The sequence below is a fragment of the Gordonia sp. NPDC057258 genome (assembly GCF_042668985.1).
Lineage (GTDB): Bacteria > Actinomycetota > Actinomycetes > Mycobacteriales > Mycobacteriaceae > Gordonia > Gordonia hongkongensis.
The window spans coordinates 57,095-72,360 of record NZ_JBHUXZ010000002.1; the positions used below are offsets into that span (position 1 = coordinate 57,095).

Here is a 15,266-nt window from a genome sequence, read left to right on the forward strand (position 1 = left end):
TTCCAGGCATGTCGCGCCCGGTGACGAACGGTTACGCTCCTGGAGTTCTCTGACCGAGTCGAAAGGGCGCAGATGAGCTACCCCAATGATCCGAACCAGCCGCCGAACTACGGCGCGGGTGGCTACGGACAGCAGCCGTACGGCGGGTTCCCGGGCGGGAACCCGGCCGGCCCGGAACCGGACAACAACCTCGTGTGGGCGATCCTGTCCACGGTGCTCTGCTGTCTACCGCTCGGGATCGTGTCGATCGTGAAGTCGACCTCGGTCAGCAAGCTGTGGGCCGCGGGCGACTACGCCGGTGCGCAGAAGGCGGCCGACGAGGCCAAGAAGTGGGCGATGTGGAGTGCCATCTCCGCCGTCATCATCTGGGTCCTGATCGTCATCGTCTACTTCGTCCTGTTCGCGCTGATCCTCGGTGCTTCAGCGTCGACGTCCACTTACTGAGCGTTTCGAGAGGGCCGTCCTCGGACGGGTGTCGGCCCTTTCGAAGCATCGGTACCTCGGTCCGGCGACGGTCGTCGCCGGGACCGGGATGGTCTGCGGGGCCGTGTGGTTCGCCGATCCGACGACACCGGGCGGTGCCCTGCCGGTCTGTCCGACCAAGCTGATCTTCGGGGTGACGTGTCCGGGGTGCGGGTCGCTACGGGCGATCTACTCGCTGCTGCACGGCGATGTCCCGGCGGCGCTGCACTACAACGCCGTCGGGGTGCTCGCAATGGGATTGCTGCTCTTCGCCTTCGGCGCCTATTGCCTGCGACTGTGGACCGGCCGCCGGGTTCGCAGCTGGCAGCACCTCCGCTACTCCGGGGTCGTCGTGTTGGTGGTCGTGCTGGCCTGGTTCGTCGTCCGCAACATCCCTGTCGAACCGTTCTGGTCACTGCACGTCTGAGCGTCGGCTGCTGCCGCGGATCCAGCGCACCAGCCGCGAACCGGAATCACGTGCGGGGGCATCGAGGTCGAGCGTCGCCAGGGCCTCGGGATCATCGGTCGTGATCTGGTCGACCCGTAACTCCAGCAGTCGCCTGATGTCCGGGATGACGCGCGGTCCGACCCGCGTCACCGTGTACCCGTCGACGAGCCGACCGCGCTCGTGGAACGCGCCGATCAGGTCGTGGCCGCGGTGGTCGGCCGCCAGTATCAGCCGGTTCTCCAGGTACACCATCTCGGCCTCCGGCGATGCCGCCACCGCGCGGTCGACGAAGCCGTCGAAGTCCCCGGAGCGGATCGCCGCGTCGGCGGCACCGTGATGGCAAGGGTCGTAACCGATCCGGATGCCCGGTGCGGCCGAGGTCAACGTGTCGACCGCCGCGGCGTCGCCGCACGACAAGATGTAGTGCCGAGCGTGGGATGCGACACTGCGGGCGAACACCGCCACGGCCTCGGGATCGAGCGCGGCGTCGTCCTCCTTGAAGTCGAGCTGGAGGGACGCGGTGGGCGCGATGTCGACGCCGTCGAAGAGTTCGGTCAGGTCCTCGAGCAGGAGGACGTGCTCGTCGACGGGCCGGCCGCGGTTGTCCCGCAGGGACAGTTCCCGCAGATACGACGCCGGGAGCGCCGACACCGCGCCGGTGCCTGTGGTGGCGTGGTCGACCGTGCGGTCGTGCAGGACGGCGAAACCGCGCTCGGCGTGGATCACCAGATCGATCTCGATACTCGCGCCGAGCCGCATGCCCTCGACGATCCGGGTCGCGGTGAACGCCGTGTCGTCGGCGCGCCGCCGGCCCCGGTGCCACTTGAGCATCGTCCGATGGCCGTCGTGGTCGATGTGGATCGGGGCGGCGGGGTCCGGGGGCGACGTGGCGGTCACAGCTCCCGACTCTAGCGAGGCGCATCTCGCCGAATCGGCACGGCGAAGTGGAACGTGTTCTAGTTTGGATCGCATGACATTGCGCGTGGTCGAGTGGTCGACCGGAACCGTCGGACGACATGCCATCGCCGGGATCGACGCCCGGCCCGACCTCGAACTCGTGGGTGTGTGGGTGTCCGACCCCGCCAAGGTCGGCAAGGACGCCGGCGAACTCGCCGGGCTCGACCGTGAGCTGGGTGTCGCGGCGACCGGCGACCGCGACGCGCTGATCGCCCTGAAACCCGACTGCATCGTGCACACCGCGATGACCGACGACCGCGTGCTGGAGTCGATCGAGGATCTGATCTTCTTCGTGGAGAACGGGATCAACGTGGTGTCGAGCGGACCGGTGGTCCTGCAGTTCCCGCATGGCATCCTGCCCGACTCGCTGCTGGATCGGATCGCCGCCGCGGGTGCGGCGGGTGGCGCGAGCCTCCACGTCAACGGCATCGACCCGGGTTTCGCGAATGACGCACTGCCGCTGGCGATGACGAGTCTCTCCCAGCGCATCGACGAGATCCGCTGTCAGGAGATCGCCGACTACTCGACCTACTACCAGCCGGTCGTCATGCGAGACCTGTTCGGCTTCGGGCAACCACTGGACACCACGCCGCTCCTGTTCTCCCCGGGCATCCTGTCGATGGGGTGGGGGAGTGTCGTGCGACAGATCGCCGCCGGACTCGACCTCGTGCTCGACGAACCTCTCGTGGAACGCGTCGAGCGGGTCGAGGCCGACCGCGACTACTCGACGGTGTCCGTCGAGATCCCCAAGGGCACGATGGCCGCGGTCCGCTTCGAGGTCGCCGGTCAGGTCGACGGCGTGGATCGCATTGTGCTGGAGCATTACACGCGCACCCACCCCGACCAGTGCCCGGACTGGCCGACCCCGAACGAGGGCGACGGCTGCTACCGCATCGCCATCTCCGGCGAACCGGAGATGACGGTCGAGTTCGGGCACCACGGTGAAAACGGCGACCACAACGTGTCCGGAATGATCGTCACCGCGATGAGACTGGTCAATTCCGTTGCGGCGGTGGTCGATGCGAAACCCGGCCTGGTAACCGCGCTCGACCTCCCGCTCGTGACGGGCCGGGGGCTCTGCGCGCAGAAGTAGCCGCACTCGGCGACGGCGGGCGATGTGATCCGCAAGCGCGAGTCATCGAGTGGCGAGTAACTCCATGAGGTGCGCTTCGACGAGGGACGGCCGGGGTGTGAGTGGTCCTGGGCGGGGTGGTCGGACGTCGATGACGTGGCTGGTTTTCAACCATGATCGGCGCGCGTCATGTGGGCGTGGCTCATCGCCGGACGTGGTGCGTCCGTGGATCTCTCGCCGAACCTGTTCCAGGTGGGCCTGCAACCGCTTGGGTATGTCGGGTCGGCGGTTGATGTGTTCGGGGTTGGGTGGTGCGCCGGGTTCGGCGTTGAGTCGCCAGGCGCAGCGGCCTTCGTCCGGTCCGTCGCGTACTACCCGGGTGGTGTATCGGCCGGGTTGGTCACCGACCATGCGGTTGTGTCGCGGGCAGGCGGGTGCGAGGTCGTCGATGTCGGTGAGACCGCCTTTTGCCCAGTCCTTCTGGGCGTGGTGGAGTTCGACGTGGGTGGCGGGTTGGTCGCAGCCGGGTGCCGAGCACACTTCCCCGTCGGGGCGGGCGAAGGAGACGAGGCGTTGTTCGCGGGTCGCGAGGCGTTTGCCGCGCCCGAAATGTAGGGGGACGGTGGTGGCGTCTTTGAAGATCGCCAACCACGGCTGGACCTCACCGGCCATCGCGATCAGGTCCCGGATGGGCAGCAGGGTTCCGGTGGCGGTGGTGGCGAGTCCGGCTTCGCGGATGAGGTCGTTGAGGTCGGTCTTGATGATCAGTTGCACGGGCAGGCCTCGGTGCGACGTGCCGAGTGTCCCGTCGGCGAAGCCCGCGGCCAGGGCGGCGTCGAGCGCATCATGATTCGTCTGGGCGAGAGTGCGACCGTCGCGGTCGACTGCCGCGGCCAGGGCGTCAGGGTCGGCGGCACCGGCCGGTCCGCTGGGCGAGTCGGGGTCGTCGGGGTTGTTGAGTCCGGGTTTGCCCCACACGGCGAACATCATCGACAACCGGGCGTGGAGTTCGGGAGTCAGCGTGCCCGAGATCTTCGCGGTGCCATCGGCGCGTTGCCGACCGATCCACAGGCCGCGGCGCCTCTTGCGTTCCGAATCGTCGGCCAGAGTGCCGTCAGGATCGAGATGAGCTAGCAACCGCGCACCGAGTTGAGTGATGTCAGCCGGGGTGTGGTCGGCGGCGATCTCGGCCATCTGCCGCTCAGCCGCGACCTTCACATCGTGGTCAGTTCCATGAGGGATCTGGTCGAGGACATCGAGGACGGCCTGCACATGCGCAGAGCCGACAGAACCTTGTGCGAAAGCCTCAGCGAGGCACGGATGTTCAGGTGGTAGGACCTCGCCGCCGAGGCTGGTGCGGTGGGCGGTGGCGTCCATCTGCTTGCGACGCCGCATCGGGTTCGAGACTCGTAGCCGGTGTGTCATGAATTGCATGAGGGTTCGGCACCCCGTCTTGCGGGGCAGGTCGCGGGCCTCGACCTGATCGATCTGCCGGTCTCCGGCGACGGTCAGACGCGCGATGGCGCGTTCGGTCTCCGCGGCCACCTCGGCCAGTTCGGCATCGGTACACGGCGACAAATCCACCGACTGCAGTTTGTCCAGGGTGCGATGCAGATCAGCCACCAACTCGACCACCCGGGGAGCCGGCACGGACGCGTCGTCGGTGTGTGTGATGCCGGACATGACGGTGACCTCCCCCCGAGAACCGTTGCAGCGAATGTACGTTCGAGTGTACACGAGTCCGGCGGGTCTAGCCACGAAAACAATTGCCCGGCAATATGAATCAGAGTCATTGCGTTGCGGGAACTTGTCGGTGGGCGCCGGTAGGATCTCGCGGGACGACGACCACGTTGTCTGGGTCGGGCGGCATCATCGCCACGACGGCAGGCCGCGCCTCGAGTTGAGCGCGCAGTTCCTGCCGTCTGTGTGACTACTCGACGCCGCCCGTCGACGCGGGGACCCTGATGCTGCAGTCGCAGCACGAATGTCGTTTCCAGCGGAGTTGCTCGGCCGCGACGATAGCATTCTGGGCGGCGAGTGCTCGACGATCAGCCCTGGCGCGCCTTGAATCTGGGGTTGCCCTTGTTGATCACGTAGATGCGCCCCTTGCGCTTGACCACTTGTGAACCGGGTTGGTTCTTCAACGACCGGATGGATGCACGGACCTTCAACGGAGCCTCCTTAATGGAAATTGTTTCCATTAAAGCAGGTCCGTCGACGAGCGCCGAGGCGGGTGTCAGACCTCCCAGGTGTGCACCGGCTCGCCCTCGTGCATCTGGGTCACGTAGTCGCGGAGCATCCCGTGCAGCGCCTGTGTCCGGCTCTCGCCCGCGCGTTCGCGGGCCGCGACCGCCTGGCGTTGCCAGACCGATCCCGTCTGGCGGGAGATGCAGCGGCCCTCGATGACCGACAGGTAGCGCTTGCGGGCCTTGTTGGAGACGCCGAACCGCTGCAAACCGTCCTCGGCGAGCACGAGCAGCCGGCGCAGGACGAGTTCGTCGGGTCGCACCCAGCCGACGTCGGGCCAGTAGAGCTGCGACTCCATGCCGGTGCGGGCGCCGGACTGCAGGTTCTCGGCGGCGGCGTTGAACGACATCCGCGACCACAGCGGCCGGTCGGATTCGACGAGGCCCCGGACGACGCCGTAGTAGAACGCGGCGTTGGCCATCGTGTCGACGACCGTGGGACCGGCGGGCAGCACGCGGTTCTCGACGCGCAGGTGGGCCTGTCCCTCGTGGATGTCGTAGACCGGACGGTTCCAGCGGTAGACGGTCCCGTTGTGCAGACGCAGTTCGTCGAGGGTGGGGATGCGTCCGTCGTCGAGCTCGGCGAGCGGGTCGGTGTCGGTGCAGACGGGGAGGAGTGCGGGGAAATAGCGCGTGTTCTCCTCGAAGAGGTCGAAGATCGTGTTGATCCACCGCTCTCCGAACCACACTCGCGGCCGGACACCCTGGTTCTTCAGCTCCAGCGGCCGGGTGTCGGTGGCCTGTTCGAAGACCGGGATGCGGCTCTCGTGCCACAACGCGGTCTCGGCGAGGAAGGGCGAGTTCCCGGCCAGGGCGACCTGCACCCCGGCGATGGCCTGTGCCGCATTCCAGTGCGAGGCGAAGTCTTCCGGCGCCACCCGCAGGTGCAGCTGTAGTGAGGTGCAGGCCGCTTCGGGCAGGATCGAATCGGTCGAGGTGCGCAGGTGCTCGGTGTGGTGTCCATCGGTCAGCGGGACACCGGTGATGTCGATCTCGAGATCCTCGCCGCGGGCGGCGAAGATCTGCTCGTTCAGCAGGTCGTAGCGCGGGTTCGCCGAGATCCAGTGATGCGCGAAGTGTTCGGACTTCAGTGTCGGCAACATGCCGATCATGACCAGGTGGCTCGACGTCTGTGCGGCCCGCTGCTCGGCCCGGTTGAGCGACGTCCGCAGCGCCTGCTCGAGCGAGATCGTGTCGTCGGTCGTGAACGGTCGCGGCGAGACGTTGATCTCGATGTTGAACTGGCCGAGTTCGGTCTGATAGTCCGGATCGGCGATCGCCTCGAGGACGGCGGCGTTCGCCATCGCGGGCTGCATGGACTCGTCGACGAGGTTCAGTTCGACCTCCATGCCGAGCAACGGCTTCGGCGGACGGCCCTGATCGGTGAACAGCCCGTCGGCGAGCATCCGCGCGATCGCTTCCGTGCCGCGACCCACCTGACGCCGGAAACGAACCCGGTCCTCGCCGGTGAACTGCTGTTTGGACACCTCGGCTCCCATGCGGTCAATACTGCCCGATCCGCATCGGCGCGAACCCTCTTGCGAAGATGGCCGGGTGCCACCACGCAGGCGAGTGGACCCCGCCGAGGTCCGGGCCGCGGTGCTGGCCGTCTCGGACTGGCTCGTCGACCCGACCGTGCCGACCCCGGGACGCGCCGCCCTCGCCGACGCCGTCCGTCGATCGGCCCGGACACTCGAGCAGCTCGCCCCCGGGAACTCGGTCGAGGTCCGGGTGCCCCCGTTCGTCGCGGTCCAGTGCATCGAAGGTCCCCGTCACACCCGCGGAACGCCGCCGAACGTCGTCGAGATGGCGCCGCGGACCTGGCTGCTCCTCGTCACCGGTGTCCTCACCTACGACGACGCCCTCGCCGCGCGCCTGGTGGATGCGTCCGGGCATCGCGCGGCACTCATCGCCGACCTGCTGCCGCTCATCCCGATCGGCCCGCCGGGCGACCGGGAGTAGGAGTGTGATGCATCACTCGACCGGGGCGTCGGGAATGACCCGCCGGTCGACACCGCTGGAAGATTCGCATCGGGAGCCGACCGACCCGTAAACTCACGCATGTCTCCCAGCCCACTCGACGGACCGATTCGCAGCCCCAGGGAGCTAGTCGATGCCTGATCATTCGATCGCCCACAAGAACCTGCTCGCTGCCACGACGCCGGCGGGCGGATGCTCCGCACGCGGCTCGGGTGCGATCAATCCGGCCCCGCTGGACGATCTCGAGAACGAACCGCGTGAGGAATGCGGTGTCTTCGGTGTCTGGGCGCCCGGCGAGGACGTCGCCAAGCTGAGTTACTACGGCCTCTACGCCCTGCAGCACCGCGGCCAGGAAGCCGCGGGCATCGCCGTCGGCGACGGCAGCCAGGTGGTCGTGTTCAAGGACCTCGGACTCGTCAGCCAGGTCTTCGACGAGCAGACCCTGGGTGCGATGAGCGGGCATGTGGCGATCGGCCACTGCCGGTACTCCACCACCGGCTCGACGACCTGGGAGAACTCGCAGCCGATCTTCCGCACCACCGACGCCGGGACCGGCGTCGCCCTGGGCCACAACGGCAACCTGGTCAACACCGCGGACCTCGCGGCGCGTGCACGCGAGCAGGGGATCAAGAGTTCGGCGGCGACGTCGGACTCCGATGTCGTCGGTGCGCTCCTCGCGCACGGCGCCGCGGACAGCTCTATCGAGCAGGCCGCGATGGAACTGCTGCCCACCCTCAAGGGCGCGTTCTGCCTGACCTTCATGGATGAGCACACGCTCTACGCCGCGCGCGATCCGCACGGTGTGCGCCCGCTCTCACTCGGCCGCCTCGACCGCGGCTGGGTCGTCGCCTCGGAGACCGCCGCCCTCGACATCGTGGGGGCGTCGTTCGTCCGCGACATCGAGCCGGGCGAGCTGCTGGCCATCGACGCCGACGGCGTGCGCAGCACGCGCTTCGCCGAGCCGACCCCCAGCGGCTGCGTCTTCGAATACGTCTATCTCGCCCGTCCCGACTCGGTCATCCACGGTCGTTCGGTGCATTCGACCCGCGTCGAGATCGGTCGCCGACTCGCCAAGGAACACCCCGCCGACGGTGACCTGGTCATCCCGGTACCGGAGTCGGGCGTGCCGGCGGCCGTCGGGTTCGCCCAGGAATCCGGGATTCCGTACGGCCAGGGACTGATGAAGAACGCCTACGTCGGCCGTACCTTCATCCAGCCGTCGCAGACGATCCGCCAGCTCGGTATCCGCCTGAAGCTCAATCCGTTACGCGAGGTGATCCGCGGCAAACGGCTCGTCGTCGTCGACGACTCGATCGTGCGCGGCAACACCCAGCGCGCGCTCATCCGGATGCTGCGCGAGGCCGGTGCCGCCGAGGTGCACGTCCGCATCGCGTCGAGCCCGGTCCGGTGGCCGTGCTTCTACGGGATCGACTTCGCGTCCCCGGCGGAACTGATCGCCAACGGCATGGAGTCCGAGGCCGGAATGGTCGAGGGGGTCCGGCAGGCCATCGGTGCCGATTCGCTGGGGTACATCAGCATCGACGAGATGATCAACTCCACCGGGCAGGCCGCGTCGAGCCTGTGCGCTGCGTGCTTCGACGGCAAGTACCCGATCGAGCTGCCCAAGGAAACCTCGATGGGCAAGGCGGTCCTCGAACAGATGCTGGCGAGCGCGGCCGGCGACCGCTCGGTGGACCCGCTGACCCAGCCGAACGACAACGTCAGCGCGGTCATGCGGCCCTGATTTCGTGCCGTAGGCCCTCCGGTACCGTATGACCCGTCGGCGAACACGCCGGAAACAACGTTCGACCGAGATTTTCTGGAACGGGAGTGCTGCGGTGATGACGGAGCGGGATGCTGCTGCCGACGAGACGGCCGGGAGCTCGACACCGGCGTCGTATGCGGCGGCCGGGGTCGACATCGACGCCGGTGAGCGGGCTGTGGAACTCATCGCGCCCCATGCCAAGCGTGCGTCTCGTCCGGAGGTTCTCGGCGGGATCGGCGGTTTCTCCGGTCTGTTCGCACTCAAGGGCAACTATCGGGAGCCGGTCCTGGCCGCTGCCAGCGACGGCGTCGGCACCAAGCTCGCCGTTGCGCAGGCCATCGACAAGCACGACACCGTCGGCCGCGATCTCGTCGCAATGTGTGTCGACGACCTGGTCGTCTGCGGCGCCGAGCCGCTGTTCCTGCAGGACTACATCGCGGTCGGCAAGGTGGTCCCCGAAACGGTGGCCCAGATCGTCGCCGGCATCGCCGACGGTTGTGTCGAAGCCGGTTGCGCCCTGCTCGGCGGCGAGACCGCCGAACACCCCGGCCTGATGCAGGACAACCACTACGACATGTCCGCCACCGCGGTCGGTGTCGTCGAAGCCGACAACGTGCTCACCCCGGACCGCGTCCGCGCCGGTGACGTCGTCATCGGCATGGGGTCGTCGGGATTGCACTCCAACGGGTATTCGCTCGCCCGCAAGGTGCTGCTCGAGTGGGGTCACATGGACCTGTTCGGTCACGTCGAGGAGTTCGGTCGCACCCTGGGCGAGGAGCTGCTCGAGCCGACCCGGATCTATGCCCGCGACTGCCTGGCCCTGATCGCCGAGGCTGACGTGCGTACATTCGCGCACATCACCGGCGGCGGCCTCGCCGAGAACCTTGCGCGTGTGATCCCGAACGGGCTGGTGGCCGAGCTCGAGCGCAACACGTGGACGCCGGCCCCGATCTTCGCGCTCATCGGTCAGCGCGGCCGGGTCGAACAGCTCGAGATGGAACGCACCTTCAACATGGGCGTCGGCATGGTGGCGGTCGTCGCGCCGGAGGACACCGACCGCGCGCAGGCCGTGCTGACGGCACGGCACGTCGACAACTGGGTCCTCGGCACCGTCAAACGCGCGAGTGACCGCTCGGACAACGACACTCGCGTCACCCTGCTCGGGGAGCACCCGCGCTTCTAGCGATCGGTGAATCCGCAACTCTCGCAGAGACATTGGAGCGGGGGAGCAGCTGCACACACAACATCGACGCCCGCCGGAGGGGATTCCCTCGGCGGGCGTCGGTGTCTGTTCATGACGGGATCACCCCGGAACGTGCGCATGAGCACGCACCACCCATCAGAAACGGGTGGTGCGTACGAAATCATGGTCCCGCGTCGCCGTGGGTCCGCTCATGCGGAGAAAATGTGGGGTGATCCCGGGCGTCGAGAGATCAACACCCGAAGAGTGTGCGCGTCAAGCGCGTCGCCACTCCTCTTCGTCCACCCAGTCGTCCACCGGATCCGGTCGTTCTACAACCGGATCGCCCTGTCCGGAGAGCTCACGCTGCAAGCTTTCCAGGTCGGTGTTCGGAGTGGAGTACTTCAGCTGACGTGCAACCTTCGTCTGCTTTGCCTTTGCCCGGCCGCGGCCCATATGGGACCCCCTCGCACAATGACGGGGCGGCCAAACAATTGGCGGCCCCGTTCTCTTGAAGTAATTCTGTCGTGGGGACCAGTCTAGCGCGCCTCTAGGATTTGTGTTGTCCACCCTGTGTTGCCGCGCCGACGCGTCTTTCCGACTTGTTCACCATCTTGGTCGCCTCGCGGCGGACCTTCGCGGGTAGATCGTCCTGCGCGAGCAACGACCGGATCGCCTCGACGTCACCGCCGGCGAGCAGATCACGTGATCGCACACCGTGACCGGGGCGGTGGACGACGGTGATCCGATCGCCCTGCGCCACCGTGCCGTTGCGGACAACGCGCAGGTAGGTGCCGAAATCTGCCTGCGCCAGGAACCGCTTCATCCACCGTGGCTCGCCCGCCCACACCGCGAAGGTCTTGCAGGGGACACGAGGGATGGTCACCTCGAGGACCAGCCCGTCGGTGCCGACTTCCCATCGCTCCCCGACGACCGCATCGGTGACCGCCATCCCGTCGATGCGCAGGTTCTCCCCGAACCATCCGTAAGGAAGCTCACGTCCGAGCTCGTCGGCCCATCGGCGCGCCTCGGGATCGGCGTAGGCGTACACCGCCTGATCGACGCCGCCGTGGTGTCGCTTGTTACCCACGTGGTCGTCGACGAGACCGAGTTCGTCGACGTCGAGGCGCCCTCTGCGGGGCCGCTTGTCGATGGCGGAGGGGCCGATGCCCTCGAGGATCACGTCGTCGCCGGCCGCGCACACGGCCAGCACCACACCCGTGCTCAACCGTTGCGTCCCGGCGCCGCCGAACCGCTGCGGAGTCGTTCCACGGCCGCGCGTCCCGCCTGGACCCGATCGTCGTCGCGGATCGAATCCGGATCGATCCGCGCGCTGACGGCGGACTCGGCCCCGACCGACAACTCCACGTCGGCGCCGACGTTGCGCTTGACGAGTGCCAGCGCGATGGGACCCCACTCATGGTGGTCGACGACCGTGCCCACCCGGCCGACGGTTCGTCCGCCGGCGGTGACCGGGTCGCCGGGGACGGGTCGCTCGTCGACGCTCCCGTCCAGATGCAGCAGGACCAGCCGTCGAGGCGACTTGCCGAGGTTGTGTACGCGGGCGACGGTCTCCTGGCCGCGGTAGCAACCCTTGTCCAGGTGGACCGCGCCGAACTCGTCCGGACCGCCGATCCAGTCGACCTCGTGCGGGATCGTGCGTTCGTCGGTGTCGGCGCCGAGCCGGGGTCGGCGGGCGGCCACGCGCAGGGCTTCGAAAGCCCAGCTGCCGGCCATTCGCGCGCCGGCCTCGGACAGCGTGTCCCACCAGCGGGTCAGCACGTACTCGGGCACCACGAGGTCGACGACCGGCAGGTCCCGGTCCTCGCCGAGCGGGGGCATGCGCCGCCAGAAGCCGAGCGGTTCGTCCTCGTGGTGCGACTCGGGCAACCCGCCCGCCTGGTACACGACGGCGTCCGCGCCGATCTCCAGGAGATCAGCGACCGGACCGTCGAGGGCCCCGGGCCCGATCAGCGTCAGGACCTTCATGTCCGCACGCGCGGCGGGTTCGGCCTTGGCCCAGAACACCATCTTGGTCAGGAAGTCGAGCAGCGGTCCGCCGCGGGAACCCTCGGTGTCGATCCACGCCACGCCGTCGATGTCGGTGAGGACGAAATGCTCTTCGACACGACCGTTGAGGTCGAGAGAGAGGTCTTCGGCGCTCGACCGGTCGGCGAGGGTGGCGATGTGCTGGCTGCTGATGGTGTGCAGCCAGGTCAGGCGTTCGGCGCCGGCGATCTCGAGAACGGCGCGGTCGGACCTGTCGACGATGATCACGCCACGTTGTGCGGCTCGTTGTTCGCCGAGGGGGTCGCCGTAGTGCCACGCGGTGTCGGCGGAGAGGAGGTCGCCGGGGCCGGGCACCGCCCCGCCCTCGGAATGCCTGGTCAGGATGGGTGAGCGGCTCACGCGTCGATTCTACGGGTCGATTCGGCGCGGGGCTGCGACGCATGACAACCTTCTATCCATGGCGGATTCGATCCTTGTCTCCCTCGACGGCACCCGACACGATGCCGACGCTCCCTTCCTCCACGCCGACGACCTGGCCGCGGTGCGCGGTGACGGCATCTTCGAGACGCTTCTCGTGCGCGGCGGCCGGGCGCGATGCGTCCGACTGCATCTCGAGCGACTGGCCCGGAGTGCGGCCGCGATGGAACTCGACAAGCCCGATCTCGACGAGTGGCGGGCGGTGATCGAGACCGCGACGCAGGCGTGGACGGAGAAGCACGGGTCGTCGGGTGAGGCACTGCTGCGGCTCGTCTACTCCCGCGGACGCGAGCACGGTTCGGCGCCGACCGCGTACGTCACCGTCGACGCGGTGCCCGACCGGGTGTCGGCGGCGCGTGCGGACGGTGTCCGGGTGGTCACCCTCGCTCGCGGCTTCTCGATCGACCTCGCCGCCACGGCGCCCTGGCAGCTCCTCGGCGCGAAGACCCTCAGCTACGCCACGAACATGGCGGCCCTGCGCCACGCGTCGGCCGAGGGCTTCGACGACGTGATCTTCGTCAGCAGCGAGGGCGCCGTCCTCGAAGGGCCCCGAGCCACGGTCGTCGCCGTGTACTCCGACACCCTGGTCACACCGCCGACCGAGATCGGGATTCTCGAATCGACCACCGTGCGTGCGGTTTTCGATGTCGCGGAACAGGAGGGTTGGACGACCAAGACCGACGTCCTACGGCCCGAGGATCTGGTGGCGGCCGACTCGGTCTGGCTGGTGAGCAGCGTGACCCTCGCGGCGCGGGTCACCCATCTCAACCGGTACGTGATGCCGGTCGCCGCGGACGCCGCGAAGTTCACCGATCTGGTCGACCGGGCCATCTCGGTGGACGACAATTGATCCCGGTCACCCCCACCTGATCTCGTCCGCCTGGGGCACACACCCGCGTGGGTGAGAGGGAAGACACCGCTTCGAACTGGTCGGCGGGACCTTTGGCGCTTGTAAGGGCCCGGTGACCAGGCGTAACGTCGCGCCTACGACCTACTACTACCGCTAGTAGTAGGTACCCGGCAGGTTTCGACCTTGCCCCCGCAGCCCGGGGGCCGGCAACTCGATTCGAGGCGATATGGACGCTCTGGACGTCTCCAGATGGCAATTCGGGATCACGACCGTCTACCACTTCATCCTGGTGCCGTTGACGATCGGCCTCGCGCCGATGATCGCGGTGATGCAGACGGTGTGGCATGTCACCGGCAACGAGCAGTGGCTGCGCGCCACGAAGTTCTTCGGCAAGCTCTTCCTGATCAACTTCGCGCTCGGTGTCGCGACCGGCATCGTCCAGGAGTTCCAGTTCGGCATGAACTGGAGCGAGTACAGCCGGTTCGTCGCCGATGTCTTCGGCGCGCCACTGGCCCTGGAGGGTCTCGTCGCCTTCTTCCTCGAATCGACGTTCATCGGGCTCTGGATCTTCGGCTGGGACCGCCTGCCGCGCCGCGTGCACCTGGCCTGTATCTGGTTGGCCGCAATCGGCGTGAACGCGTCGGCGTATTTCATCATCGCCGCGAACTCGTGGATGCAGCACCCCGTCGGCGTCACATGGGATGACGAACGCGGCCGGCCTGCCATGAACGACTTCGTCGCGGTGCTCACCAACAACACCACCCTGGCGGCCTTCCCGCACGTCATCGCCGGCGCCTTCCTCACCGCCGGCACCTTCGTCGCGGCCATCGGCATCTGGTGGATGGCGCGGAACTCATGGCGGGCCAGGAAGATCCGCGAGGCCGCGGACACCGGTGACCTGGCCGAGATCCCGGACAGCACCTCGCCGAGCCACGTCGACGCCACACCCGAGGACCTCGAGAAGGACGCCCGCGACCTCTGGCGGCCGGTCACGAGACTCGCGTTGTGGATCACCATCGTCTCCGGTGTCGCGCTGTTCATCACCGGGGACCTCCAGGCGCAGATCATGTTCAAACAGCAGCCGATGAAGATGGCGTCCGCGGAGTCGCTGTGCGAGACCGAGACGGGTCCGGGTTTCTCGGTCCTGTCGATCGGGCGCCAGAACAACTGCGAGAACATCGAACACGTCATCGAGATCCCGAAGATGCTGTCGTTCCTCGCGAACCATGACTTCGACTCCACCCTGCAGGGCGTGGAGGAACTGCAGGAGCAGTACACTCGGGCCTTCGCCGGACAGCCGAACGTGCCGGCGAACCAGAACTTCGCACCCAACCTGTTCGTGACCTACTGGGGCTTCCGGGCGATGATCACCTGGGCGCTCGGCTCGGTGGTCGTGGCCTTGGGCGGACTGTGGTTCACGCGCCGTAAGCGGGTGGTCGAATCCAGACGCTTCGGCTTCATCGCCCTGTTGATGATCCCGACGCCGTTCCTGGCCAACAGTTCCGGCTGGATCTTCACCGAGATGGGACGCCAGCCGTGGGTCGTGGCGCCCAACTGGGAGGACGACCTCGACCCGCTCCGGATCAGCATGCTGGTGCAGAACGGTGTCTCCAACCATTCGGCGAGCACCGTGCTCGTCACGCTGATCGGGTTCACGCTGCTCTACGGCGCCCTCGGCGTCGTGTGGTTCATGCTGCAGCGGCGCTATGTCATCGAGGGTCCGGCCGCACACGATGCGCGACCGCCGGGCCACACCGACGACGAGTCCGATTCCGATGAACCCAAACAGCTCTCGTTCGCATACTAGAGGAGCGTGCTC

The 15,266-nt window shown here is 67.6% G+C and carries 15 protein-coding genes; 8 read left to right on the top strand and 7 right to left on the bottom strand.

Annotation, left to right across the window (positions count from 1 at the left end):
* The first annotated feature begins 72 nt into the window (after positions 1 to 72).
* Both ACFUEJ_RS02400 and ACFUEJ_RS02405 read left to right on the top strand, forming a co-directional pair.
* Entirely contained in the window at positions 73 to 444 is a 372-nt protein-coding gene (locus ACFUEJ_RS02400; protein WP_065629153.1) for a CD225/dispanin family protein, read from the top strand.
* 88 nt (positions 445 to 532) lie between these two features.
* Complete coding sequence (locus ACFUEJ_RS02405; RefSeq protein ID WP_205334158.1) at positions 533 to 889, top strand: DUF2752 domain-containing protein; 357 nt, start codon at positions 533 to 535, stop codon at positions 887 to 889.
* On the opposite strand, the gene ACFUEJ_RS02410 is transcribed toward ACFUEJ_RS02405, so the two are convergent.
* Positions 875 to 1,741: a glycerophosphodiester phosphodiesterase gene (locus tag ACFUEJ_RS02410; protein WP_388027555.1), complete on the bottom strand. Its 867-nt coding sequence runs from the start codon at positions 1,739 to 1,741 to the stop codon at positions 875 to 877. The genes ACFUEJ_RS02405 and ACFUEJ_RS02410 overlap by 15 nt on opposite strands.
* A 139-nt stretch (positions 1,742 to 1,880) precedes the next feature.
* On the opposite strand from ACFUEJ_RS02410, the gene ACFUEJ_RS02415 reads away from it, so the two are divergent.
* Positions 1,881 to 2,960: a diacylglycerol kinase gene (locus ACFUEJ_RS02415; RefSeq protein ID WP_388027373.1), complete on the top strand. Its 1,080-nt coding sequence runs from the start codon at positions 1,881 to 1,883 to the stop codon at positions 2,958 to 2,960.
* A 42-nt stretch (positions 2,961 to 3,002) separates the two neighbouring features.
* On the opposite strand, the gene ACFUEJ_RS02420 is transcribed toward ACFUEJ_RS02415, so the two are convergent.
* The 3 genes from ACFUEJ_RS02420 to ACFUEJ_RS02430 all read right to left on the bottom strand — a co-directional run bounded on the left by ACFUEJ_RS02420 (position 3,003) and on the right by ACFUEJ_RS02430 (position 6,684).
* The gene (locus ACFUEJ_RS02420) at positions 3,003 to 4,622 is read right to left on the bottom strand and encodes a DUF222 domain-containing protein (protein ID WP_388027375.1); all 1,620 of its coding nucleotides are present in this window, start codon (positions 4,620 to 4,622) and stop codon (positions 3,003 to 3,005) included.
* 365 nt (positions 4,623 to 4,987) lie between these two features.
* Positions 4,988 to 5,110 (bottom strand): type B 50S ribosomal protein L36, encoded by a 123-nt coding sequence (gene ykgO, locus ACFUEJ_RS02425; protein ID WP_033205406.1) that lies wholly within the window; start codon positions 5,108 to 5,110, stop codon positions 4,988 to 4,990.
* A 65-nt stretch (positions 5,111 to 5,175) separates the two neighbouring features.
* Positions 5,176 to 6,684, bottom strand: a complete 1,509-nt coding sequence (locus tag ACFUEJ_RS02430) for a glutamate--cysteine ligase (RefSeq protein WP_388027377.1) — start codon at positions 6,682 to 6,684, stop codon at positions 5,176 to 5,178.
* Positions 6,685 to 6,739: 55 nt separating this feature from the next.
* Between ACFUEJ_RS02430 and ACFUEJ_RS02435 the strand changes: the two genes are divergently transcribed.
* The 3 genes from ACFUEJ_RS02435 (at position 6,740) to purM (ending at position 10,113) form a co-directional block, all read left to right on the top strand.
* Positions 6,740 to 7,147 carry a sterol carrier family protein gene (locus tag ACFUEJ_RS02435; RefSeq protein ID WP_388027378.1) on the top strand — a complete coding sequence of 136 codons (408 nt, stop codon included), beginning with the start codon at positions 6,740 to 6,742 and terminating at the stop codon, positions 7,145 to 7,147.
* A gap of 151 nt (positions 7,148 to 7,298) precedes the next feature.
* Positions 7,299 to 8,909: an amidophosphoribosyltransferase gene (gene purF, locus ACFUEJ_RS02440; RefSeq protein WP_388027380.1), complete on the top strand. Its 1,611-nt coding sequence runs from the start codon at positions 7,299 to 7,301 to the stop codon at positions 8,907 to 8,909.
* Between the two features lie 97 nt (positions 8,910 to 9,006).
* A complete protein-coding gene (gene purM / locus ACFUEJ_RS02445; RefSeq protein ID WP_388027383.1) occupies positions 9,007 to 10,113 on the top strand; it encodes a phosphoribosylformylglycinamidine cyclo-ligase in 1,107 nt (368 codons plus the stop codon).
* A 273-nt stretch (positions 10,114 to 10,386) separates the two neighbouring features.
* On the opposite strand, the gene ACFUEJ_RS02450 is transcribed toward purM, so the two are convergent.
* From ACFUEJ_RS02450 to ACFUEJ_RS02460, 3 genes are all read right to left on the bottom strand, one after another.
* The gene (locus tag ACFUEJ_RS02450) at positions 10,387 to 10,566 is read right to left on the bottom strand and encodes a DUF3073 domain-containing protein (RefSeq protein ID WP_010842099.1); all 180 of its coding nucleotides are present in this window, start codon (positions 10,564 to 10,566) and stop codon (positions 10,387 to 10,389) included.
* Between the two features lie 94 nt (positions 10,567 to 10,660).
* A complete protein-coding gene (locus ACFUEJ_RS02455) occupies positions 10,661 to 11,338 on the bottom strand; it encodes an MOSC domain-containing protein (protein WP_254661149.1) in 678 nt (225 codons plus the stop codon).
* Positions 11,335 to 12,519, bottom strand: a complete 1,185-nt coding sequence (locus tag ACFUEJ_RS02460) for a folate-binding protein YgfZ (RefSeq protein WP_065629160.1) — start codon at positions 12,517 to 12,519, stop codon at positions 11,335 to 11,337. Before ACFUEJ_RS02460 ends, ACFUEJ_RS02455 begins: the two co-directional genes overlap by 4 nt.
* A 58-nt stretch (positions 12,520 to 12,577) precedes the next feature.
* Here ACFUEJ_RS02460 and ACFUEJ_RS02465 point away from each other — a divergent pair, with 58 nt between their 5' ends.
* Both ACFUEJ_RS02465 and ACFUEJ_RS02470 read left to right on the top strand, forming a co-directional pair.
* Entirely contained in the window at positions 12,578 to 13,447 is an 870-nt protein-coding gene (locus ACFUEJ_RS02465; protein WP_277244191.1) for an aminodeoxychorismate lyase, read from the top strand.
* A 226-nt stretch (positions 13,448 to 13,673) separates the two neighbouring features.
* Positions 13,674 to 15,254 (top strand): cytochrome ubiquinol oxidase subunit I, encoded by a 1,581-nt coding sequence (locus ACFUEJ_RS02470; protein ID WP_311277865.1) that lies wholly within the window; start codon positions 13,674 to 13,676, stop codon positions 15,252 to 15,254.
* The last annotated feature ends 12 nt before the right edge of the window (positions 15,255 to 15,266 follow it).

Excerpts from the sequence above, each read along its gene's own strand:
- ACFUEJ_RS02400 (WP_065629153.1), top strand. The coding sequence starts at position 73 with ATGAGCTACCCCAATGATCCGAACCAGCCGCCGAACTACGGCGCGGGT.
- ACFUEJ_RS02405 (WP_205334158.1), top strand. The coding sequence starts at position 533 with ATGGTCTGCGGGGCCGTGTGGTTCGCCGATCCGACGACACCGGGCGGT.
- ACFUEJ_RS02430 (WP_388027377.1), bottom strand. The coding sequence starts at position 6,684 with ATGGGAGCCGAGGTGTCCAAACAGCAGTTCACCGGCGAGGACCGGGTT.
- purM (WP_388027383.1), top strand. The coding sequence starts at position 9,007 with ATGACGGAGCGGGATGCTGCTGCCGACGAGACGGCCGGGAGCTCGACA.
- ACFUEJ_RS02420 (WP_388027375.1), bottom strand. The coding sequence starts at position 4,622 with ATGTCCGGCATCACACACACCGACGACGCGTCCGTGCCGGCTCCCCGG.
- ACFUEJ_RS02470 (WP_311277865.1), top strand. The coding sequence starts at position 13,674 with ATGGACGCTCTGGACGTCTCCAGATGGCAATTCGGGATCACGACCGTC.
- ACFUEJ_RS02415 (WP_388027373.1), top strand. The coding sequence starts at position 1,881 with ATGACATTGCGCGTGGTCGAGTGGTCGACCGGAACCGTCGGACGACAT.
- ACFUEJ_RS02465 (WP_277244191.1), top strand. The coding sequence starts at position 12,578 with ATGGCGGATTCGATCCTTGTCTCCCTCGACGGCACCCGACACGATGCC.
- purF (WP_388027380.1), top strand. The coding sequence starts at position 7,299 with ATGCCTGATCATTCGATCGCCCACAAGAACCTGCTCGCTGCCACGACG.
- ACFUEJ_RS02450 (WP_010842099.1), bottom strand. The coding sequence starts at position 10,566 with ATGGGCCGCGGCCGGGCAAAGGCAAAGCAGACGAAGGTTGCACGTCAG.
- ACFUEJ_RS02410 (WP_388027555.1), bottom strand. The coding sequence starts at position 1,741 with ATGCTCAAGTGGCACCGGGGCCGGCGGCGCGCCGACGACACGGCGTTC.